Here is an 18437-nt window from a genome sequence, read left to right as displayed (position 1 = left end):
AGGTCTGGAGTGCGGGTGGCAGCGCGGTGACGCAGGGCTTTGATGCGTGGGGTCAGGTCTTGCAGGCGTCGGGGAGCATTCCGACTTATGGCTACACCGGGCGGGAGCCCGATGCCTCAGGACTGATGTTCTATCGGGCGCGGTACTACCACCCCGGGCTGGGACAGTTCATCAGCCGCGATCCGCTGGGGCTGGCGGCGGGGATAAATCCGTATGCGTATGCGGATGGGAATCCGGTGATGTTCACGGATCCGGAGGGGTTGTTGGCGCGGCAGGTCGGCAATGCAGTGCAGCCGTATTGGGGAGAAACCAAGGACTGGTTCGGCCGCAATGGCACGACATTGCTCGATGGCACCCAGACCGTTCTGGACGTTGCCGGGCTGGTGCCTTTGTTCGGAGAGGCCGCCGACGGTGTCAATGCACTGATTTACCTGGGACGTGGCGATAAGCTCAATGCCGGGTTGTCAGGCGCTGCAATGGTTCCATTTGCGGGCTGGGGCGCAACAGCGACCAAGGTAGGGATCAAGGTAGACAATGCGGTCGATGCGGCAAAGGGTGTAAAGCCGGGTTCATTCTCAGTCGTGGACTGGACGGGCTATCCCGCAAGCGTGCCAAAACCCCAAGGCCCATTCCGACTTCTTGAAGGTGCCGAGTACAACGCTGCACGCGACGCAGCGAATGCAGCGAACAGCAAGATACGACGGGACCAAGGTCTGGTCGGTAAGTCGGTCGACGTACACGAGGTGCACCCGGTGAAATTTGGTGGCAGCCCCACAGATGCGGCCAATAAAATTGTGTTGCCGCGCGACGTTCATCGCCAACAGGTAACTCCGTGGTGGAACCAACTGATGCGCGACATTAAAGGCCCATGACAACCAACTAGATGAGCATGGAAACTGAACTCAAAGACTGGCAGCTGAACGCAGGTGCTACCGACCAGGCGTTGCAGGACGCGATGGAATTGCTGGGCCATTCGCTGCCATCGGACTACTCGCAGTTCCTTCGGGAGCGGAATGGTGGAGAGGGCTTCGTTGGCGACAATTTCCTCATCCTTTGGAAGGCTGAGGAATTGGAAATCTTCAATCGAGAGTACGAAGTTGACCAATATGCACCCGGGCTTCTCCTGTTCGGTTCGAACGGTAGCGGTGAGGCATATGGATTCGACACACGAAGCGTTGCTATGCCCATCGTTCGTGTCCCCTTCATCGGGATGGAGTTGCAATATGCGGAGCCGATCGCCGACAGCTTCACCGACCTCTTCAGACAGTTAGCGAAGTGATTATGCTTGGGAGAGATTCGCCAGGTCTATTCGGCGCGAGTCGGTCGCCAGGCATGGAGTTGCTTGAGATAACTCCTGTCGTTCTGGGTGGAGATCCCGCTGATCCAAAGAACAAGACGTGGTTGACCCGGGAGCAGCATTTCGAAGCTGTGCGATATTGGAATCGGATCATCAGAGAGTTGCGTCAGCAAGCTGGGACTAGCTAGCGTCGAGCTCAGATCTTCCAATTCCCGCTTGAGCGAGAGGCGTTGAAGCCCTTTGTGATCAAGACTTGAATTGACCTAGGTCAGACCAGAAGCTGTTCGGCCGGATCTCAGCCTTGTTGCAAACGCTTGAACGTTCGATCACAAAGACTGGATTGGTTCAGATGAATGGCACTCTTTTCCCCGCTTGGATGCATGGCGCCGTCTGCTTGGTTTTGGCCTACTACGCTGTGCAATTGGGACGAGGCCATTTGGTCTTTCCATTGGAGATCCAGCGTCGGCTTCTGGAAATGTTGCCGATCCTCAAGTCCGGCAAGGTTTGCTACGGCTTTGCGGCATTGTTCGCCGTGCTTGGTGGGCTGTACTTGGCTTCACACCTGGGGCTGCGTCTATAGGAGGCATTTCACACTACGTCTGCAACTGCGATGACATTTCGGCTGATGGTCAACTGGCTCAGGGTCAAATCTCCCATTTCCCGACTGAGTGAGGGGTCTCGAAGTCCTTTGTAATCAAGACTTGATTGCTTTTGACCTGAGTCAGCCTAGCAACTGATNGAAGTCCTTTGTAATCAAGACTTGATTGCTTTTGACCTGAGTCAGCCTAGCAACTGATCGGCAGCCCGGTGACGGCAAGCTGGGACTACCAGTTCGACGCGGCCCACCAGCTCACGCAGGTGCAGCAGAGCATCGCCGGGGCCACCAGCACCCAGGCCCTGCTGCGCCATGATGGCAACGGCAATCTCAGAAAACTCAGCGAAGGCACAGGCGTAACCAGCCTCGGGGGCACCGCCAACGACTGCAGCGGCAGCCAGACCACGAGCTTGAGCTGGGACGGGCTGGACCAACTGGTGGGTCTGGCCCGGCGGGCGGCTGGGCCGCATGACGATGGCGCCGGCCCTCGGGGCACCCGTCAGCCACAGCCGGGACTTCCGTTACGACGCGGTGGGCCGGCTCTCGGCCAACACAAACGCAAGTCGAGACAGGCCGAGTGTTCGGATGCTAGGCCAGGCCACGCCGATCCGGCCTCTTCGAGGCGAGGTCGGTAATGCTCTGTTTGGCCTACTTTTGGCCTACCGAAAACGAGAAAGGCCACCTTTGGCAGCCTAAGTCTTTGATTCATATGGTGCGCCCGGTTGGGATCGAACCAACAACCCCTGCCTTCGGAGGGCAGTACTCTATCCATTGAGCTACGGGCGCAGCGCGTCGCATTCTAGCAGCGCTTGTGGCCCCCAACGCCGAAGGCCGGTGGGGGCTCGCTATAATCTCGCGGTTGTGCTGCCCGCGCCTGAGCGGGGGCCCGATCTACTCCACTGCCCGACGCCAACGAGGATTTCATGAGCGGAACCCAAGACCACGTGCACGACCACGACGCCCAGCACGAAGAGGCGCATGAGGGACCGATCAAGACACCCAAGCAGCTGATCTGGGCCGTGGCGTTTGCCTTTGTTGTGCCGGTGATCGTGATCGTGATGCTGGCCAGCTATGTGACCTCGGACAGCAAGCCGGCCGCCGGCAGCGAGGGTCTGGCGGAGCAGGCGGTGGCCGCCCGCATCCAGCCGGTCGGCGCGATCGAGATCAAGGACCTGTCCGACGCCAGCGCGCTGAAGACCGGCGAGCAGGTCTACCAGGCCCAGTGCGCGGCCTGCCATGGCGCCGGTGTGGCCGGTGCTCCCAAGCTGGCCGATGCTGCCGCCTGGGGCCCGCGCATCAAGACCGGTTTCGACACGCTGCTGACCTCGGCCTTGAAGGGCAAGGGCGCGATGGGTGCTCAGGGCGGCGGCGATCACAGCGACTTCGAGATCGCTCGTGCGGTGGTCTATATGGGCAACCAGGGCGGCGCCAAGTTCGATGAACCGAAGGCCCCGGCCCCGGCCGCGTCCGCCGCGCAGTAATCAAGAACCGGCGGCGCTGGCGCGCCCCGCCAACAACCGGCCTCGGCCGGTTTTTTTGTGCCCGCGCGCGGCTATGCTGGCGGCGTGAAGATATTCCAGGGATGGATTTTGATGGTCCTGCTGGCATGGCAGGCAGCACCGCTGGCCGCACAGCCGGTGGACTGGCGCGTCTGCGTCACCGACATCGTCGTGCCACCCTATCTGCACAACAATCCGCAGCGCCTGGGCGTGGCCGAGCGCCTGTTGATCGATGCCGGCGAGGCGGCCGGCCTGCGGGTCGAGCTGCTGAGGCTGCCGCCGCTGCGCTGCCGCCTGATGCTGGACAGTGCTCAAGTCGAAGCCACGCTGGCCGCGCCGACAGCGCACAACATGGCCGAGCTGGGCTTCCCGATGCGCCATGGCGCCGTTGACCGCACGCGCAGGCTGGCGCATCTGCGCCTGATGTGGGTCAAGCGCGCCGGTCGTGAGCTGGTCTGGGATGGCCGCCAGATGCATGGGGCCGAGCCCGCCGCGCTGACCGTCGGTGCGCGCGCGACGATGCGCTCGGCCACCGAGGCCTTGCAGAGCCAGGGCTTCAAGGTCGACAGCGCCGCCCTCAACACCCGCCAGCTGCTGGGCAAGCTCCTGGCCGGCAGGGTCGACCTTGCTGTCGGCATCGAGGAAGACCTGCGCCACGCGATGCGCGTGGCGGATCTGCAAGACCTGACTCTGCTGCCGCAGCCCTTTCTGGCGGTGGACTACTACGCCGCGCTGGCCCCGGGGCTGCTGCCGGTGCAGCGCGAGCTGGCCGAGCGCTGGTGGGCCGAGACCGCGCGGCTGCGCGAGCTGCCGCCCTATCGACCTGACTGAGCGCTGGCGACCGGTCGGTCGACCACGCCGTGGCGGCGCAGCAGCTCGGCATGGCTGCAGGGCTCGGGCTGCCACAGCCCGGCCTCGACGGCGTCGGCGGCCAGCTCCATGTCCAGGCTGTGCACCAGGCCCAGGCCCAGCTCGGTGCTCAGCAGCAGCCGGTCCTGTTCGTCGAGCCAGACGGCGTCCACCTGGTGGGCCGGCAGCCCGGTGTGGCTGTGGATCTGCGGCGCACCCGTCGGGCCCTTGGTCAGCCGCCAGACCCAAGGCGCGGCCTCCAGCTCGACATAGACGCGCTGCGGCCCGTTCTGGAAGAACCAGGCGCCCTGCTCATCGGCGGCGTAGTTGCGCTCGATGAACTCGCGCAGTTTCTCGTGATTGATGCGGCTGCCCTTGACTTGCGGGAAGGGCCCGGCCGCCTGGATGCGCTCGTCGCGCATATACCAGTCGCCGCGCGCGTCCAGCGCCAGCCAGCCGTAGCAATGGGGGACGTTGGGCCATTTCTTCAGCGCGGCTTCGACGATGGGGTCCATGGACGGCAGTCTAAAGCGCCTGCGCCAGCCAGTCACAGACCTGGCCCGGCATCGCAAGCACATGGCCCGGCGGTGCGCCGGCCGGGAAGCCGACATGGCCGCCCTGGGGTGGCTGCCACAGGGTCACATGGGAGCCGGTGTCGGCCGGGCCGGGCAGGCAGGCGGCCGGCACAAAGGGGTCGTTGAGCGTGTTCAGCACCAGGGCCGGGATGCGGATTTGGCGTAGATGCGGCTTGGCCGAGGCGCGCGACCAGTAGTCTTCGGTGTCGCGAAAACCGTGCAGCGGCGCGGTGAACAGATTGTCGAACTCGTAGAGATCGCGCGCCTGGCGCAGCCGCTCGCCGTCGAACAGACCCGGGTGCTGCTGCAGCTTGCGCAAAGCCTTGGGCACCATGGTGCGCAGGAACATGCGGGTATAGACCAGGCGGTTGAAGCCGCGGCCGATCGCGTGGCCGGAGGCCGCCAGGTCCACCGGCGAGCAAATCGAGCAGACCGCGCGCGCGGTGGCCGCTGCGCTCTGTCCCATCTCCTCGGCCCAGCGCAGCAGGGCATTGCCGCCCAGCGAGACGCCGGCCGCGATCAGCGGCCCGGGGTGGCCGGCCTTGAGCCGGGCCAGCATCCAGCCGATCTCTTCGAAGTCGCCCGAGTGGTAGGCGCGTGGCGCCAGGTTCAGCTCGCCCGAGCAGCCGCGGAAATGCGGCAGCGCGAAGGCCCAGCCGCGCGCGCGGGCGATGGCCGCGAAGGCCTGCACATACTGGCTTTGCGAGCTGCCTTCCAGGCCGTGGAACAGCACCAGCAGGGGCTGGCCGGGGCTGGGCGGCGCGTCGAGAAAATCGACATCGACGAAGTCGCCGTCCGGCGTGATCCAGCGCTCGCGCCGGAACTGCGGCGCCGCGTCTTCGAAGCGGCGCGAGAACAGTGCCGGCCAGATGGTCTGCGCATGGCCGCCGGGCCGCCCCGGCGGCGCCCGGTAGGCGAGCACCATCAATGCAGGGTGGCCGGTTCCTCGACCACTTCCTGGATATCGTGCGCGGTGCCGGGGCTGGCATGGTGGACCACCATGCGCCAGCCCATCGCGGTCTTCAGATAGACATTGGTGGCAATGACCCAGGCGCTTTGCTGGCCCTCGGGGCCCTGCACCTGAACTCTCTCCAGCACCTGGTGGATGGCGGTGTCGCCGGTGTGCAGGCGCCGCACCCGCTCGGGATGGACCGAGATCGCGCCCTGGCCGAACACCGACTCGAAAGCCGCACGAATGGCGCCCAGGCCGACAACGCGCGGGCCGCCGGGGTGCACGCAGGAGACTTCCTCCTCATCGGCCCAGACCTCCATCAGCCGCTCCAGATCGGCGCTTTGCAGCGCCTCGTAGAACTGTTGCTCGGTGTCTTCCGGCGCAGCGAGCAGGGCGGCGGTCTGGGCTTTGGGTCGCATCATGATGGGCCGATTGTAAGAAGCGGGGGCGGCGCCGGCATGTCAAAGGGTTGTCCATGCATCCAAATGCCAGGCCGGCACGTAAGAATGGGGCATGAGCACACCCAACCCCGCATGGAGCGAGCGCAGCCAGGAACTGGCCCAGCTGCTCGCCCGCACCGCCCTGGGCGACCGCCAGGCCTTCGAGGCCCTGTACCGCGCCACCAGCGCCCAGCTGTTCGGTGTGGTGCTGCGCATCAACCATGACCGGGCCCAGGCCGAGGAGGTGCTGCAGGAGGTGTTCGTCAATATCTGGCGCGCCGCCAGCGGCTTCGATGCCCGGCTGGCCCAGCCGCTGACCTGGCTGACCAGCCTGGCCCGCAACCGCGCGATCGACAGCCTGCGCCGGCGCGCCGCCGAGCCGGCCACCGTCAGCCGCTTCCAGGGCCTGGACGATGGCAGCGATGAGGGTGGCGAACGCGATCTGCTGGAGGCCATGCCCAGCGCCGAAGCCGGCCCGCTGGACCTGCTCGACGCCGCCAGCCAGGCCCATGAGCTGCAGCGCTGCATGCAGGCCTTGAGCGGCGAGCAGCGCTCCAGCCTGGCGCTGGCCTATTACCAGGGCTTGTCCCATGCCGAGGTGGCCCAGCAGATGAGCCAGCCGCTGGGCACGGTCAAGAGCTGGGTGCGGCGTGGCCTGCAAAGCCTGCGCAACTGCCTGGACCGCGCGGCCGGCCTGGTCGGCGCCAGCAAGGGAGCGCTCTGATGGACTACAGCCGCCCCGATCTGGCCGAGAAACTGGCCGCCGAATATGCGCTGGGTGTGCTGCGCGGTGGTGCACGGCGGCGCTTCGAGCGCCTGCTGCCGGCCCATCCAGCCCTGCAGGACGCCGTGCAGGCCTGGCAGCAGCGCCTGCAGCCGCTGGCCGCGCCGGTGGCGCCGGTGACGCCGCCGCCCCAGGTCTGGGCTGCGGTGCAGCGCCGCCTGTTCGGCGAGCCCGAGCGCTCGCCGAGCTGGTGGCAGCGCCTGGGCCTGTGGCAGGGCTTTGCCGGCGTGGCCGGCACCGGTGCCCTGGCCCTGGCTCTGCTGCTGGCCCAGCCGCAGCCGGTGCAGCCGCCGCTGGTGATCGTGCTGAACGCGACGCCCGAGGGCGCCGGCTTCGCCAAGGCCGGCTTTGTTGCCAGCGTCAGCGCCGACGGCGGTGCCCTGGTGCTGAAGCCGCTGGGCGAGCTGACGGTGGAACAGGGCCGGGCGCTGGAGCTGTGGGCTGTGCCGGGCAAGGGGGCGCCGCGCTCGCTGGGCCTGGTCTCGACGGCAGCGGCAGCGACGACCGTGCTGCGCGCCCATCTGCTGCAGGACACGGCGGCCTTCGCCGTCAGCCTGGAGCCCAGCGGCGGCTCGCCGACCGGCGCGCCGACCGGACCTATCGTCTCGGCCGGCCACATCTAGTTCTTTTTCTTTGCATCCGATCCTCGCAGGGCTGCGTAAGAGGGGACTCCACCCCCAACCCTTCGAGGAGTTCGCGATGAAAAAGACGTCCCTGCTGCTGCTGCTGCTGCCGGTCGCCCTGCTGGGCGCCTGCGCCTCGACGCCGATGATGACAAGCATGGTCGACAACGCCGCGCTGCCCGAAGCGGTGCGCGCGCCGGCCGGCAGCAAGCAGACGATGTGGACCGTCGGCGCCGGCGAGATCACCTATGAATGCCGCGAGAAGGCGGCCGGCCAGTACGAGTGGGTCTTTGTCACCCCGGTGGCGACGCTGAAGAACGCGGCTGGCGCGGTGGTCGGCAAGTATTACGGCGGCCCGACCTGGGAGGCCAATGACGGCTCCAAGGTCACCGGCAAGCAGCTGGCCGTGGCGCCGAGCACGCCGGGCAATATCCCGCTGCAACTGGTCAAGGCCGACCCGGCCACCCCGGCAGCCAACGGGATGGGCGCGATGCAGGGTGTCAGCCACATCCAGCGCCTGAAGACACAGGGCGGTGTGGCGCCGGCGGCGGCCTGCGGCATGACCAACAAGGGCGAGCGCCGCCAGGTGGCCTATCAGGCCGATTACGTGTTCTACAGCATGTAAGCCCGAGCAGGCGGGGGGCTCAAGCGCCCCGCTTGGCGCTCGCTCAGTGGGCGCCGTGCAGCACTTCGCCGGCCTTGAGCTTGTAAACCGTGCCGCAGTAGGGGCACTTGCCGCCGCCCTCGTGCGTGACGTCGATGAAGACCTTGGGGTGGTTGCTCCACAGCGCCATCTTGGGGTTGGGGCAGGCCACGACGCCGGGGCCTTGCACGTCCTGGGCGGTGACTTCGATGATGGATTTGTTGGTGTCGCTCATGTTCTTTTTCTCTGTCTGATCAGACCAGGCTCAGCCACTCGGCGTACTTGGGGTTGCGGCCGTTGACGATGTCGAAGAAGGCCGTCTGGATCTTCTCGGTGATCGGGCCGCGGCTGCCCGCGCCCAGCTCGATGCGGTCCAGCTCACGGATCGGCGTCACCTCGGCGGCGGTGCCGGTGAAGAAGGCCTCGTCGCAGATATAGACCTCGTCGCGCGTGATGCGTTTCTCGACCAGCTTCAGGCCCAGGTCCTGGCAGATCGCGAAGATGGTGTTGCGGGTGATGCCGTTGAGCGCGCCGGCCGACAGATCGGGCGTGTAGACCACGCCGTTCTTGATCACGAACAGGTTCTCGCCCGCGCCCTCGGAGACAAAGCCCGAGGCGTCCAGCAGCAAGGCCTCGTCATAACCGTCCTCGGTAGCCTCCATATTGGCCAGGATGGAGTTGGTGTAGTTGCTCACCGCTTTGGCTTGCGTCATCGTGATGTTGACGTGGTGGCGGGTGTAGCTGCTGGTCTTGACGCGGATGCCGCGCTTCAGACCCTCCTCGCCGAGGTAGGCGCCCCAGGCCCAGGCGGCGACCATCAGGTGGATCTTGTTGCCCTTGGGGCTGACGCCCAGCTTCTCCGAGCCTATCCAGGTCAGCGGGCGCAGATAGCAGCTCTCCAGCTTGTTCTCGCGCACCACCTGCTTTTGGGCTTCCTCGACCTGCTCAATGCTGAAGGGGATCTTCATGCGCAGGATCTTGGCGCTGTTGAACAGGCGCTCGGTGTGCTCACGCAGGCGGAAGATGGCCGTGCCCTTGTCGGTCTTGTAGGCGCGCACGCCCTCGAAGGCGCCGCAGCCATAGTGCAGGGTATGGCTCAGCACATGGATCTTGGCGTCGCGCCAGTCGACCAGTTGGCCATCCATCCAGATCTTGCCGTCGCGGTCTTCCATGGACATGAGGTGCTCCTTGCGTGGGAAAGCGCGGATTTTAAGCGGGCTCGGCAGGGCGCAGCAGGCGCCACTCGGTGATGCGGCCATCGACCAGCACGATCTCGACCTGGCTGCCGCCCGGATCGGTCCAGACAAAGGTCTCCGGCTCGCTGGCGGTCTTGCGGCCCAGGCTGCGGGCCAGCGGCAGCACCTCCAGCAGGCGCATGCCGACCTTCAGCTTGGCATTGAGCATCACGGCGCTGTCGACATGGCCGATCGGCGCGTCCTTGGCCATGCGCATCACCCGCATCAGCCGGCTGAACTGCATCAGCAGCCAGAACACCACGCCGGTGAGCGCGAAGATCACGCCCTGCCAGCCAAAGAACACGCCGCCCGCCAGCAGCGCCGCCAGCGCCAGAGCCCAACCCAGTTTCTGATTCATGGGGCGGCATCCTAACTCCGGCCGCTCAAGGCCAGAACACGGCCAGCCAGACGCCCACGGCCAACAGCAGGCTCAGCATCACGGCCGCGCTGCCCAGGTCCTTGGCCCGGCCCAGCAGCGGATGGCGCTCCACCGTCACCGCATCGGCCAGGGCCTCGATGGCCGAGTTCAGCAACTCGACCAGCCAGACCTGGACGATGGCCGCCGTCAGCAGCAGGGCCTGCCAGCGGTCCGGCGCCAGCCACCAGGCCAGTGCGATCAGCGGCAGGCCGACCGCCAGCTCCTGGCGAAACGCCGCCTCGTGCCGCCAGGCGGCGCGCAGCCCGGCCCAGGAGTAGCCGGTGGCCCGCCACAGGCGGGCGAGGCCGGAGCGGCTCTTGAAGGCGCTGGTCGGGGTGTTGTCGTCGGGTAGGCTCATGAGGCGGTGTCGGGCTGGGGATGGCCGCAGCATAGGCCGGCTTGCTTAAGCTCAGCTTCATCGGCGCCGGTTGCAATGCGACCGATGCAAAGCCTGTCTCTCCCTTTTTCCCTGTGGCGCCGTTATCGCTTGGCGAGCCTGGCGCTCGGTGCGAACACCTGGCTGGTGCTGGCCGCGCTGTTCTGGACCCTGAGCGCCAACCGCCTGTTCCTGGGCGCGGCCCTGCAGGGGCGCAGCGCGGCCGAGCCGGCCAGCTGGGGCTTTGCGCTGGCGCTGCTGCTGCTGGTGTTTTCGCTGCATCTGCTGCTGCTGGGCCTGCTGGCCACGCGCTGGACGCTCAAGCCGCTGCTGGTGCTGCTGACGCTGGGGACGGCGTTCGCGAGCTATTTCATGCAGGCCTACGGCGTCTTCCTCGACCCGTCGATGCTGCGCAATGTGTGGCGCAGCGATGCGGCCGAGGCCCGCGAGCTGCTGAGCCCGGCGCTGCTGCTGCATCTGCTGCTCTATGCCGGCCTGCCCCTGCTGGTGCTGAGCCGGCTGCGGCTGCGGCCCGAGCCCAGCTGGCTGCGTGCGGCCGGGCGCCGGCTGGCGCTGCTGGGCCTGGCCCTGCTGACGGCGCTGGCCAGCCTGTTCTCGATTTACCAGCCCTTCTCGTCGCTGATGCGCAATAACAAGGAGCTGCGCTACCTGATCACGCCGGCCAACTACCTGTGGTCCGGCGCGGCGGTGGCGATCGGCGAGGCGCGTGGCGCCGCCCACCCGCGCCAGCCGGTGGGTTTGGACGCGGCACCAGGCCCCTCCTGGGCGCAGCGCCGCAAGCCCCTGGTGCTGGTGCTGGTGGTGGGCGAGACCGCACGCGATGCGAACTGGGGGCTGTCGGGCTATGCACGCCAGACCACGCCGGAGCTGGCCCAACTGGGCGTGGCCAATCTGGGGCCGGTGCTGGCCTGCGGCAGCAATACCGAGGTGTCCCTGCCCTGCATGTTCTCGGCGGTGGGGCGGCGCGACTATGACGAGGCCCGCATCCGTGGCCAGGACTCGCTGCTGCATGTGGTGGCCCGTGCCGGCGTGTCCGTGCAGTGGCGCGACAACCAGAGCGGCTGCAAGGGCGTCTGCGCCGGCCTGCCCAGCGAGCAGGTCGATGCGCAGAACGCGCCGGGCCTGTGCGCCGAGGGCCGATGCCTGGACGAAGGCCTGGTGCATGACCTGGGCCAGCGCCTGCAGGCCGCGCAGGGCACCCAGCTGTGGGTGCTGCATATGCTGGGCAATCACGGCCCGGCCTACCACCGCCGCTACCCGCGCGAGTTTGCCCGCTTCCAGCCCGAATGCCGCAGCGATGATCTGCAGCAGTGCACAGCGCAGCAGATCGTCAACGCTTATGACAACGCGCTGCTTTACACGGACCATCTGCTGGCCCGCACGATAGCGCAGCTGAAGGCACAGGCCGACAAGGTCGATTCGCTGCTGATCTATGTCTCCGACCATGGCGAGTCGCTGGGCGAGCACGGCCTGTTCCTGCACGGCCTGCCCTATGCGATCGCGCCCACGGTGCAGACCCGCGTGCCCATGGTGGCCTGGGCCAGCCCGGGCTTTGCCGCCGGCGCCGGCCTGGCGGGCGACTGCCTGCGCCGCGCCCTGCAGCCCCAGGCCCAGCGCCCGGTGAGCCATGACCATCTGTTCCACACCGTGCTGGGCCTGCTCGATGTGCGCAGCCGCGTGCATGAGCCGGCCTGGGACTTGAGCCAGGGCTGCCGATCATGAGGCGCGGTGCCGATGCATGGCTCACCTTGCTCGCGCTGGCAGCCTTATTGCTGTGGGAGCTGCTGGGCTGGGACCTGGGCCTGAGCCGGCTCTACGGCGGTCCCGCCGGCTTTGCCTGGCGCGACGCCTGGCTGACCCGCGATCTGCTGCACGAGGGTGGCCGGCTGCTGGGCCTGGCCGGGCTGGCCCTGCTGGCTTGGCAAGTTGTGCACCCGCCCGCCGATGGGCCGGGGCGGGCCGAGCGCGGCTACTGGCTGGCGGTGATGCTGGCTTGTGCGCTGCTGGTGCCGGCGCTGAAGAGCCTGAGCGACAGCAGCTGCCCCTGGAGCCTGGCCGAGTTCGGCGGCAGCGTCGCCTATGTGCCTCATTGGATGTTGGGCGTGGCCGATGGCGGCCCGGGCCACTGCTTCCCCTCGGGCCATGCGGTGTCGGGCTTTGCCTTCTTCGGGCTCTATTTCCAATGGCGCGACCATGACCGGCGGCGTGCGCGCCGCTACCTGGCGGCCACCCTGCTGCTGGGCACGGCCTTTGGCTGGGCCCAGCTCGCGCGCGGCGCGCATTTCGCCAGCCACAGCGCCTGGTCGGCCTGGCTGTGCTGGACCCTGCCGGTGCTGGCCGCGCGCTGGGCGCCGGCCAGGAAGAACCCGGGCACCGAGCTGCCATCGCACGCTCTCCCCATGCGCTGACGGCCCGAGGCCCGGGGGCTTCACAACTTGCTGTCGATCAACGCACCACGGCCAGCGCCTCGCGTGCGCCGGCCTTGTAGGTGTAGAGGGTCAGAGCGCCGTTCTTGATGTCGCCCTTGCTGTCGAAACCGATCGTGCCGGTGACGCCGGGGTAGCCCTCGGTCTTGGCCAGCACCGGCAGGTACTTGGCCGGCTCGGCCGAGCCGGCCTTGACCATGGCCGCGACCAGCACGCCCACCGCGTCGTAGGAGTAGGGCGCATAGACCTGCACCTCCAGCTTGGAATAGGCTTTGAAGCGGGCGCGGAAGTCGTCCATCGCCTTTTTCTGCGTCGCGTCGACGCCGCCGGCCTCGGCGCAGAAGACCTGGCCGTCGGCCATCGTGCCGGCCGCCAGCTTGGGCAGCTCGGCGGTGCAGATGCCGTCGCCGCCGATCAGTTTGATGTTCAGGCCCAGGGCCTTCATCTGGCGCAGCATCGGGCCGGCCACCGCGTCCATGCCGCCGAAGAACACCACATCGGGCTTCTTGGACTTCAGGGTGGTCAGGATGGCGCTGAAGTCGGTGGCCTTGTCATTGGTGAACTCGCGGCCCACGATCTTGCCGCCGCTGGCCTTGGCGCCCTTCTCGAACTCATCGGCCACGCCCTGGCCGTAGGCGGTGCGGTCGTCGATGATGGCGATGGACTGGCCCTTCAGCTCCTTGACCGCATAGCGGCCCAGGGTGCCGCCCAGATGCACATCGTCGGCGACCACGCGGAAGGCGGTCTTGTAGCCGTTGCGGGTGAATTTGGGGTTGGTCGACGAGGGGCTGATCTGCGGAATGCCGGCATCGGCATAGACCTTGGACGCCGGAATCGTGGTGCCCGAGTTCAGATGGCCCACAACGCCGTTGACCTTGGCGTCGGCCAGCTTCTGCGCGGCCTGCGTGCCCTGCTTGGGATCGCCGGCATCGTCCTCGCCCATCAGCTCCAGCCGCACCTTCTTGCCGCCGATCACGACGCCCTTGGCATTGAGCTCCTGGATCGCCAGGCGGGCGCCCAGTTCGTTGTCCTTGCCCAGATGGGCGATGGGGCCGCTGGTCGGGCCGACATGGCCGATCTTGACGACCTGCTCCTGGGCCAGCACGGTGCCGCAGCAGAGTGCCAGCACGGCGGCGGCGATGGTGTGATGAGGACGTTGGGTTTGCATGGTGGGTGTGCTCCGGTTGAGAGTAAGCCGCTGCAGGCTCAGGGTGTGGGCAGGGAAAGAAGCCAGCGCGCCGCCTGCTCGGCCTGGGCCGGGCTGAGCTGCGTGTTGGCCGGCATGCGCGCGGTGCCCCAGATGCCGCTGCTGCCTTCGAGAATGCTTTGCTTCAGATGGGCCAGCGCGCCGGGCTGGCCCCGGTAGCGCTCGGCGATGCGCAGAAAAGGCGGTCCCGCCAGCGGCTCGCTGAGCGTGTGGCACAGCACGCAGCTGTCGGCCCAGGCCGGCGGCTCCATCGCGGCAGCCGCGGCCGGCAGGGCCAGTGCGAGCAGGCAGGACCGCAGGGCCATCATTTCTTGGCCGGCAGGTCGAAGACCGGCGCGCCCAGCAGCGGGCTGGAGATCGCGTAGCCGCCGTGGTTGGTGAAGACCCAGATCAGCTTGCGGTCCCATTCGATGAAGACGCCATGGGTCTGGTCGCCGAAGTGCTGGTTCATCTTCGGGTCCACCGTCGGCGGCACGAAGTAGCCGGCGATCTTGGGCGCGGCGGGGTTGCTGACGTCAAAGATCTGGGCGCCGGCGTTGTAGAAGGCGTAGACCAGGTACCGGTCGCTGGGCGTGCCCGGCTGGTGCCAGTAGCCGCTGCGCTTGGGGCCGAAGCTGCCGCGGCGCTGGCAGTAGTCGGTGAAGGCCGCGCCCTTGGGCGGTGTGGGCCGCGGCAGCGTCGCGATCACCTTGGGGCTGGCCGGGTTCTTGACGTCGATCGCGTAGATGTCCTTGTAGGGCTCGTAGCAGTCTTCGTTGAGCGGGTAGCCGCTGTAGTAGACGACGCCGCTCTTCTCGACCTTGCTGACATCGATGTTGTCACCCTCGGTGCCGGCCTGGCTGACCGGCATGTCGAGCTTGCCGACGCGCGTCAGCTTGGCCGGGTTGGAGACGTCGATCACATGGAAGCCCATGCCGCCCATCGCCGCATAGCCGTACTTGCCACCCTTCTCGGGATCCTTGGGGATGAACAGCGGCATGCGTGCGCCCATCCACGCAGTCTTCTTGCCGACGCGCGGGTTCTTCTTGTATTCCTCTTCCTCGCCGGCGCGCGAGCCCGGCACCCACCAGGTCGACAGGCGCTTCGGTGCGCGCGGGTCGCTCAGATCGAAGGCCATCTGGGCCTGGTTGTAGAGGAAGTTGGCGTATTCCTGGTTGGCGAACGAGTCGTCCGGCGCTCCCGAGACGAACAGGTATTTGCCGCCCCAGTAGACGGGGATGTCGCCGCAGCCCGAGCCCTGCTGCGGGAACTTGTCGGCGCTGCTGCCGGCGTCCAGCGGCAGCTCGGAGAGCTTCTTCCACTGGGCCGGGTCGGGGCCGTCCAGCTCGAAGACGCGGAAGCCGCGCAGGATGGGTTGCTTGCGGATGGTGTCTATCTTGTCCTGCTGCTCCGGCTTGTACTTGTTCTCGAGGATGCCGAAGCGCGTCACTTCGTAGCACTGCACGGCCACATGCTTGCCGAGCTTCTCGTTGAACTGGATGGTCAGCGGGCCGAACGGGTGCTCGCTGCTGCCCCAGCCCCATTTCTTCTGCGCGATCAGCTGGGCCTTGCGCGGGTCGGTGATGTCGAAGACCTTGTAGAAGGACTTCTCGTGGATGACCATGTAGCGGCGGCCGTTCATGTCCACCGTGGTCTGCCAGCTGTGATACGGGCTGCCCAGCATCTCCGGGTGCAGGGCCTCGACCTTGGTGTTGTGCAGATAGCTGCTCTGGTCCAGATGGTCCAGGCTGCCCTTGAAGGGATGGGTGCCGCCGATGCTGGGGGTCTCGGCCGGGTGCTTGTAGACGCCGGTGGCCGGGTCAAGGCCGTAGCTGGCGGGGTCAGGTTTTGCAGGTTCCCCGGCGATGCCCTTGGCGGACTCGGGGTTCTCCTTGACCGGCAGCTTGGGCGTGCCGGCGGCCGGCGCGACGATGGTCTGCGCCAGCGCCTGCTGCGCCAGGCCAGCGCTGATCAGCAGCGCGATGAGTTTGAGTTTCATGACGGGATCTCCTCGATCAGAATTTGTGGCGCAGGCCCAGCTGCAGGCCGCGCGGGTTTTCGTTGGACAGCGGGTTGGCGTGGTTGAAGCTCACCGGGAAGCGCATGTCCGAGTCGCGCGCATGCTTGACCGCGCCGACGATGGCGTAGAGGTCGGTGCGCTTGGAGAAGCCGTAGAGATAGCCGGCCACCCAGCTGGTGGCGTCGGACAGCGCGGCGTCGAGCTTGTCGTTCTTGCGCACGACGCTGGCGAACACGCGCTGCTGGGCGTTGAACTCGTAGCGCAGGCCCAGCTGCAGGTCCTGGCCCTTGGATGTGAAGTCCGCATAGGGCGGGTAGGCGTAATAGCCGTTGTAGCGGTGGTAGAGAAAGGTCAGGTCCAGCGCGCTGCTGACGCTGTAGACGCCGCCCAGGTAGTAGTCGCGCGAGCGTCGCATCTGCTTGGCGTCGGACAGATCGCGGCGGTGCTGCTGGTCGACCGCGGCCATCAGGTAGAGATCGCCGGCGAAATAGTCGAGGGCGGCGCTGCGCACCTGGGCGTCCTTGCTGCCGTCTTCGCGGCCGGCGGTGGCGGCCAGCCGGGCCTGGAAGTTGGCGATGCGCGGCGTCGTGTAGAACAGGCCGTTGCTCTCGCGCCAGGGTGCGTAGTACAGCATGGTGTTGCTGATCGGGCTGTAGTCGCCCGAGTAGGTCGGGTCGATATAGCCATACATCTCGGCCGAGGGCAGATCGCGGCGGCCGGCGCTGAGCTCGCCCCAGTCCTTGGAGCCGATCTGCGCATAGGTGTGGCGCGGCGAGCCCTGCTGGCCGCTGTCGGCCTTCAAGGTGATCTCGTGCACGGCCGTGACCTTGAGGCCGCCGCCCAGGTCTTCCTGCGCCTTGAACTGCAGTCGCGAGGTGTTCAGGCCGCCGGAGCTGAGGCCTTTGATGGATTTGCCGCCGGACTTGGCGTGCTCCATATTGATGTCGACGAAGCCGGACAGCGTCACCTGGGCCAGCGCCGGGCCGGCGGCCAGCGCGGCGGCCAGCGGCCACACACTCTTCTTGATACTTCTCTTCTTCAACTTCATCTTCATGGGAAGCTCCTGGACGGGGTAGGTAAGAGGAGGCGCAGGGAGAGTGCGGGGAGGGAGGGAAACGGAAAAACTCAGGTCACTGCCTTCTTGGCCTGGTGCTCGGGCAGCGCCCATTCGCGCCGGGCCATCACGGTCTGCAGCGCGGTCACCGCGTCCCAGACATCGGCGTGGCTGAGGTAGAGCGCGGCAAAGCCGAAGCGCAGGATGTCGGGGGCGCGGAAGTCGCCGATCACGCCGCGCGCGATCAGGGCTTGGACGATGGCGTAGCCCTGCTCATGGGTCAGCGAGACCTGGCTGCCGCGCAGTGCCGGGTCGCGCGGCGTCGCCAGGCCGAAGCCCTGGCCGGCCAGCTGCTGGTCGACCAGCGCGATGAAGGTTTCGGTCAGCGACAGGCTCTTGGCGCGCAGCAGCTGCAGGTCCACGCCGTCAAAGGCCGTCAGCGCCGCCTCCAGCGAGATCAGGCCCAGCTGCGGCGCGGTGCCGACCAGCATGCGGTCCATGCCGGCGCCTGGCGCATAGGTCTGGCCAAAGGCGAAGGGCTTGGCATGGCCATGCCAGCCGGTCAGCGGCTGCTGCACGGCGGCCTGGTGGCGCCGCGCGACGAACACAAAGGCCGGCGCACCGGGGCCGCCGTTCAGGTATTTGTAGCCGCAGCCCACCGCGAAGTCCGCCTCGCAGGCGTTCAGCTCGCAAGGCATCGCGCCGGCCGTGTGGCACAGGTCCCAGACCACCAGCGCGCCGACCTCGTGGGCGCGCCGCGTGATGGCCGCCATGTCGTAGACCTGGCCGCTCTTGTAGTTGACATGGGTCAGCGAGGCGATGGCCACGTCCTGGCCGTACTGGTCCAGCGCGGCCAGCACCGCATCGGCGTCGACGGCGCGAAACTCCGCCCCCATCAGCTCGGCCACGCCGCCGGCCACATAGGCGTCGGTCGGGAAGTTGGCGTTCTCGCCCAGGATGATCTTGCGGCCGGGCCGCAGGCGCAGCGCCGCGACCAGCACCTTGAAGAGGTTGACCGAGGTCGAGTCGGCCATGATGACCTCGTCGGCCGCCGCGCCGATCAGCGCCGCCACCTGGCCACCGACCCGCTGCGGCGCCGGATACCAGTCGGCATCGTTCCAGGAGCGGATCAGGCCCACGGCCCATTCCTGCTCGATCGCGCGCTGCATGCGCGCCGGCACCGCGCGCGGCATCGCGCCCAGCGAGTTGCCGTCCAGATAGATCACGCCCTCGGGCAGTGCGAAGCGCGCGCGGCAGGCGGCCAGCGGATCACGGGCGTCGAGGGCCTGGCAGTCGGCGCGGGTCAGCGCGCGGGTGGCAACAGAGGGCAGGGCAGAGTTCATATGAGCTGGAATGCTGTATTTGCATTCGTGTTTATGTATACAACAAGGCCAGTCTATGCATTGCACGTCTTGTTTATCACCCTGCTAACCCTACCCATGCT

The 18437-nt window shown here is 67.1% G+C and carries 22 protein-coding genes and 1 tRNA gene; 10 read left to right on the top strand and 13 right to left on the bottom strand.

The genetic code is table 11. The annotated features are described in order from the left end of the window. From PO768_RS16790 to PO768_RS16780, 3 genes are all read left to right on the top strand, one after another. On the top strand, positions 1-872 hold an 872-nt coding region (locus tag PO768_RS16790), incomplete at its 5' end, for an RHS repeat-associated core domain-containing protein (RefSeq protein WP_336297773.1). A 17-nt stretch (positions 873-889) separates the two neighbouring features. After that, the gene (locus PO768_RS16785) at positions 890-1279 is read left to right on the top strand and encodes an SMI1/KNR4 family protein (protein WP_272646968.1); all 390 of its coding nucleotides are present in this window, start codon (positions 890-892) and stop codon (positions 1277-1279) included. A gap of 367 nt (positions 1280-1646) precedes the next feature. Beyond that, the gene (locus PO768_RS16780; RefSeq protein ID WP_272646967.1) at positions 1647-1877 is read left to right on the top strand and encodes a hypothetical protein; all 231 of its coding nucleotides are present in this window, start codon (positions 1647-1649) and stop codon (positions 1875-1877) included. Positions 1878-2602: 725 nt separating this feature from the next. Here the strand turns inward: PO768_RS16780 and PO768_RS16775 are convergent. Next, positions 2603-2678: transfer RNA gene (locus PO768_RS16775), tRNA-Arg, on the bottom strand. Positions 2679-2815: 137 nt separating this feature from the next. Here PO768_RS16775 and PO768_RS16770 point away from each other — a divergent pair. Both PO768_RS16770 and PO768_RS16765 read left to right on the top strand, forming a co-directional pair. Further along, the gene (locus PO768_RS16770; RefSeq protein WP_272646966.1) at positions 2816-3373 is read left to right on the top strand and encodes a c-type cytochrome; all 558 of its coding nucleotides are present in this window, start codon (positions 2816-2818) and stop codon (positions 3371-3373) included. A gap of 111 nt (positions 3374-3484) precedes the next feature. Then, positions 3485-4222, top strand: a complete 738-nt coding sequence (locus PO768_RS16765; protein WP_272646965.1) for a hypothetical protein — start codon at positions 3485-3487, stop codon at positions 4220-4222. Here the strand turns inward: PO768_RS16765 and PO768_RS16760 are convergent. Genes PO768_RS16760 through PO768_RS16750 form a run of 3 tightly spaced genes read right to left on the bottom strand, consistent with a single transcriptional unit; the run spans position 4207 to position 6189 of the window. Then, a complete protein-coding gene (locus PO768_RS16760; RefSeq protein WP_272646964.1) occupies positions 4207-4755 on the bottom strand; it encodes a DUF2946 family protein in 549 nt (182 codons plus the stop codon). The genes PO768_RS16765 and PO768_RS16760 overlap by 16 nt on opposite strands. A 10-nt stretch (positions 4756-4765) precedes the next feature. Beyond that, positions 4766-5740: a YheT family hydrolase gene (locus PO768_RS16755; RefSeq protein WP_272646963.1), complete on the bottom strand. Its 975-nt coding sequence runs from the start codon at positions 5738-5740 to the stop codon at positions 4766-4768. Further along, positions 5740-6189: a YybH family protein gene (locus PO768_RS16750; RefSeq protein WP_137945122.1), complete on the bottom strand. Its 450-nt coding sequence runs from the start codon at positions 6187-6189 to the stop codon at positions 5740-5742. Before PO768_RS16750 ends, PO768_RS16755 begins: the two co-directional genes overlap by 1 nt. A 91-nt stretch (positions 6190-6280) precedes the next feature. Here PO768_RS16750 and PO768_RS16745 point away from each other — a divergent pair, with 91 nt between their 5' ends. The 3 genes from PO768_RS16745 to PO768_RS16735 all read left to right on the top strand — a co-directional run bounded on the left by PO768_RS16745 (position 6281) and on the right by PO768_RS16735 (position 8239). Further along, the gene (locus tag PO768_RS16745) at positions 6281-6931 is read left to right on the top strand and encodes a sigma-70 family RNA polymerase sigma factor (RefSeq protein ID WP_272646962.1); all 651 of its coding nucleotides are present in this window, start codon (positions 6281-6283) and stop codon (positions 6929-6931) included. After that, positions 6931-7614, top strand: coding sequence for an anti-sigma factor (locus PO768_RS16740; protein WP_262972024.1), 684 nt, complete (start codon positions 6931-6933; stop codon positions 7612-7614). Before PO768_RS16745 ends, PO768_RS16740 begins: the two co-directional genes overlap by 1 nt. A 76-nt stretch (positions 7615-7690) precedes the next feature. Continuing rightward, a complete protein-coding gene (locus tag PO768_RS16735) occupies positions 7691-8239 on the top strand; it encodes a DUF3455 domain-containing protein (RefSeq protein WP_272646961.1) in 549 nt (182 codons plus the stop codon). Between the two features lie 43 nt (positions 8240-8282). On the opposite strand, the gene PO768_RS16730 is transcribed toward PO768_RS16735, so the two are convergent. From PO768_RS16730 to PO768_RS16715, 4 genes are read right to left on the bottom strand one after another with little or no spacing between them, the layout of a single operon-like run. Continuing rightward, positions 8283-8492: a zinc-finger domain-containing protein gene (locus tag PO768_RS16730; protein ID WP_137945126.1), complete on the bottom strand. Its 210-nt coding sequence runs from the start codon at positions 8490-8492 to the stop codon at positions 8283-8285. A 19-nt stretch (positions 8493-8511) separates the two neighbouring features. Then, positions 8512-9435 carry a branched-chain amino acid transaminase gene (locus PO768_RS16725; RefSeq protein WP_137945127.1) on the bottom strand — a complete coding sequence of 308 codons (924 nt, stop codon included), beginning with the start codon at positions 9433-9435 and terminating at the stop codon, positions 8512-8514. 31 nt (positions 9436-9466) lie between these two features. After that, positions 9467-9850 carry a hypothetical protein gene (locus PO768_RS16720; protein WP_272646960.1) on the bottom strand — a complete coding sequence of 128 codons (384 nt, stop codon included), beginning with the start codon at positions 9848-9850 and terminating at the stop codon, positions 9467-9469. Positions 9851-9875: 25 nt separating this feature from the next. Beyond that, complete coding sequence (locus PO768_RS16715) at positions 9876-10268, bottom strand: diacylglycerol kinase (RefSeq protein ID WP_272646959.1); 393 nt, start codon at positions 10266-10268, stop codon at positions 9876-9878. 84 nt (positions 10269-10352) lie between these two features. On the opposite strand from PO768_RS16715, the gene PO768_RS16710 reads away from it, so the two are divergent. Together PO768_RS16710 and PO768_RS16705 are read left to right on the top strand one after the other, a co-directional pair. After that, positions 10353-12029 carry a phosphoethanolamine transferase gene (locus PO768_RS16710; protein WP_272646958.1) on the top strand — a complete coding sequence of 559 codons (1677 nt, stop codon included), beginning with the start codon at positions 10353-10355 and terminating at the stop codon, positions 12027-12029. Then, the gene (locus tag PO768_RS16705; protein WP_272646957.1) at positions 12026-12715 is read left to right on the top strand and encodes a phosphatase PAP2 family protein; all 690 of its coding nucleotides are present in this window, start codon (positions 12026-12028) and stop codon (positions 12713-12715) included. Before PO768_RS16710 ends, PO768_RS16705 begins: the two co-directional genes overlap by 4 nt. A gap of 37 nt (positions 12716-12752) precedes the next feature. On the opposite strand, the gene PO768_RS16700 is transcribed toward PO768_RS16705, so the two are convergent. The 5 genes from PO768_RS16700 to kynU form a co-directional block, all read right to left on the bottom strand. Next, complete coding sequence (locus tag PO768_RS16700) at positions 12753-13901, bottom strand: branched-chain amino acid ABC transporter substrate-binding protein (RefSeq protein WP_272646956.1); 1149 nt, start codon at positions 13899-13901, stop codon at positions 12753-12755. A 38-nt stretch (positions 13902-13939) separates the two neighbouring features. After that, positions 13940-14245, bottom strand: coding sequence for a c-type cytochrome (locus PO768_RS16695; protein ID WP_272646955.1), 306 nt, complete (start codon positions 14243-14245; stop codon positions 13940-13942). Beyond that, complete coding sequence (locus tag PO768_RS16690; protein ID WP_272646954.1) at positions 14245-15918, bottom strand: LVIVD repeat-containing protein; 1674 nt, start codon at positions 15916-15918, stop codon at positions 14245-14247. The genes PO768_RS16695 and PO768_RS16690 overlap by 1 nt, the downstream gene beginning before the upstream one ends. Positions 15919-15934: 16 nt before the next feature. Next, positions 15935-16993: a porin gene (locus PO768_RS16685; RefSeq protein ID WP_272646953.1), complete on the bottom strand. Its 1059-nt coding sequence runs from the start codon at positions 16991-16993 to the stop codon at positions 15935-15937. A 71-nt stretch (positions 16994-17064) separates the two neighbouring features. Next, complete coding sequence (gene kynU / locus PO768_RS16680; protein ID WP_272646952.1) at positions 17065-18336, bottom strand: kynureninase; 1272 nt, start codon at positions 18334-18336, stop codon at positions 17065-17067. Between the last annotated feature and the right edge of the window lie 101 nt (positions 18337-18437).

This window comes from Paucibacter sp. XJ19-41 (assembly GCF_028462495.1).
In the GTDB taxonomy this organism is placed as follows: domain Bacteria; phylum Pseudomonadota; class Gammaproteobacteria; order Burkholderiales; family Burkholderiaceae_C; genus Roseateles_E.
This window is presented reverse-complemented; position numbering and strand designations above follow the sequence as displayed.

What these genes read in the sequence shown, in the direction of transcription:
- PO768_RS16765 (WP_272646965.1), top strand. Translation starts at nt 3,485, where the DNA reads ATGGTCCTGCTGGCATGGCAGGCAGCACCGCTGGCCGCACAGCCGGTG.
- PO768_RS16690 (WP_272646954.1), bottom strand. Translation starts at nt 15,918, where the DNA reads ATGAAACTCAAACTCATCGCGCTGCTGATCAGCGCTGGCCTGGCGCAG.
- PO768_RS16715 (WP_272646959.1), bottom strand. Translation starts at nt 10,268, where the DNA reads ATGAGCCTACCCGACGACAACACCCCGACCAGCGCCTTCAAGAGCCGC.
- PO768_RS16740 (WP_262972024.1), top strand. Translation starts at nt 6,931, where the DNA reads ATGGACTACAGCCGCCCCGATCTGGCCGAGAAACTGGCCGCCGAATAT.
- PO768_RS16685 (WP_272646953.1), bottom strand. Translation starts at nt 16,993, where the DNA reads ATGAAGATGAAGTTGAAGAAGAGAAGTATCAAGAAGAGTGTGTGGCCG.
- PO768_RS16735 (WP_272646961.1), top strand. Translation starts at nt 7,691, where the DNA reads ATGAAAAAGACGTCCCTGCTGCTGCTGCTGCTGCCGGTCGCCCTGCTG.
- PO768_RS16770 (WP_272646966.1), top strand. Translation starts at nt 2,816, where the DNA reads ATGAGCGGAACCCAAGACCACGTGCACGACCACGACGCCCAGCACGAA.
- PO768_RS16750 (WP_137945122.1), bottom strand. Translation starts at nt 6,189, where the DNA reads ATGATGCGACCCAAAGCCCAGACCGCCGCCCTGCTCGCTGCGCCGGAA.
- kynU (WP_272646952.1), bottom strand. Translation starts at nt 18,336, where the DNA reads ATGAACTCTGCCCTGCCCTCTGTTGCCACCCGCGCGCTGACCCGCGCC.
- PO768_RS16755 (WP_272646963.1), bottom strand. Translation starts at nt 5,740, where the DNA reads ATGGTGCTCGCCTACCGGGCGCCGCCGGGGCGGCCCGGCGGCCATGCG.
- PO768_RS16705 (WP_272646957.1), top strand. Translation starts at nt 12,026, where the DNA reads ATGAGGCGCGGTGCCGATGCATGGCTCACCTTGCTCGCGCTGGCAGCC.
- PO768_RS16695 (WP_272646955.1), bottom strand. Translation starts at nt 14,245, where the DNA reads ATGGCCCTGCGGTCCTGCCTGCTCGCACTGGCCCTGCCGGCCGCGGCT.
- PO768_RS16760 (WP_272646964.1), bottom strand. Translation starts at nt 4,755, where the DNA reads ATGGACCCCATCGTCGAAGCCGCGCTGAAGAAATGGCCCAACGTCCCC.
- PO768_RS16730 (WP_137945126.1), bottom strand. Translation starts at nt 8,492, where the DNA reads ATGAGCGACACCAACAAATCCATCATCGAAGTCACCGCCCAGGACGTG.
- PO768_RS16780 (WP_272646967.1), top strand. Translation starts at nt 1,647, where the DNA reads ATGAATGGCACTCTTTTCCCCGCTTGGATGCATGGCGCCGTCTGCTTG.
- PO768_RS16700 (WP_272646956.1), bottom strand. Translation starts at nt 13,901, where the DNA reads ATGCAAACCCAACGTCCTCATCACACCATCGCCGCCGCCGTGCTGGCA.
- PO768_RS16785 (WP_272646968.1), top strand. Translation starts at nt 890, where the DNA reads ATGGAAACTGAACTCAAAGACTGGCAGCTGAACGCAGGTGCTACCGAC.
- PO768_RS16725 (WP_137945127.1), bottom strand. Translation starts at nt 9,435, where the DNA reads ATGTCCATGGAAGACCGCGACGGCAAGATCTGGATGGATGGCCAACTG.
- PO768_RS16745 (WP_272646962.1), top strand. Translation starts at nt 6,281, where the DNA reads ATGAGCACACCCAACCCCGCATGGAGCGAGCGCAGCCAGGAACTGGCC.
- PO768_RS16710 (WP_272646958.1), top strand. Translation starts at nt 10,353, where the DNA reads ATGCAAAGCCTGTCTCTCCCTTTTTCCCTGTGGCGCCGTTATCGCTTG.
- PO768_RS16720 (WP_272646960.1), bottom strand. Translation starts at nt 9,850, where the DNA reads ATGAATCAGAAACTGGGTTGGGCTCTGGCGCTGGCGGCGCTGCTGGCG.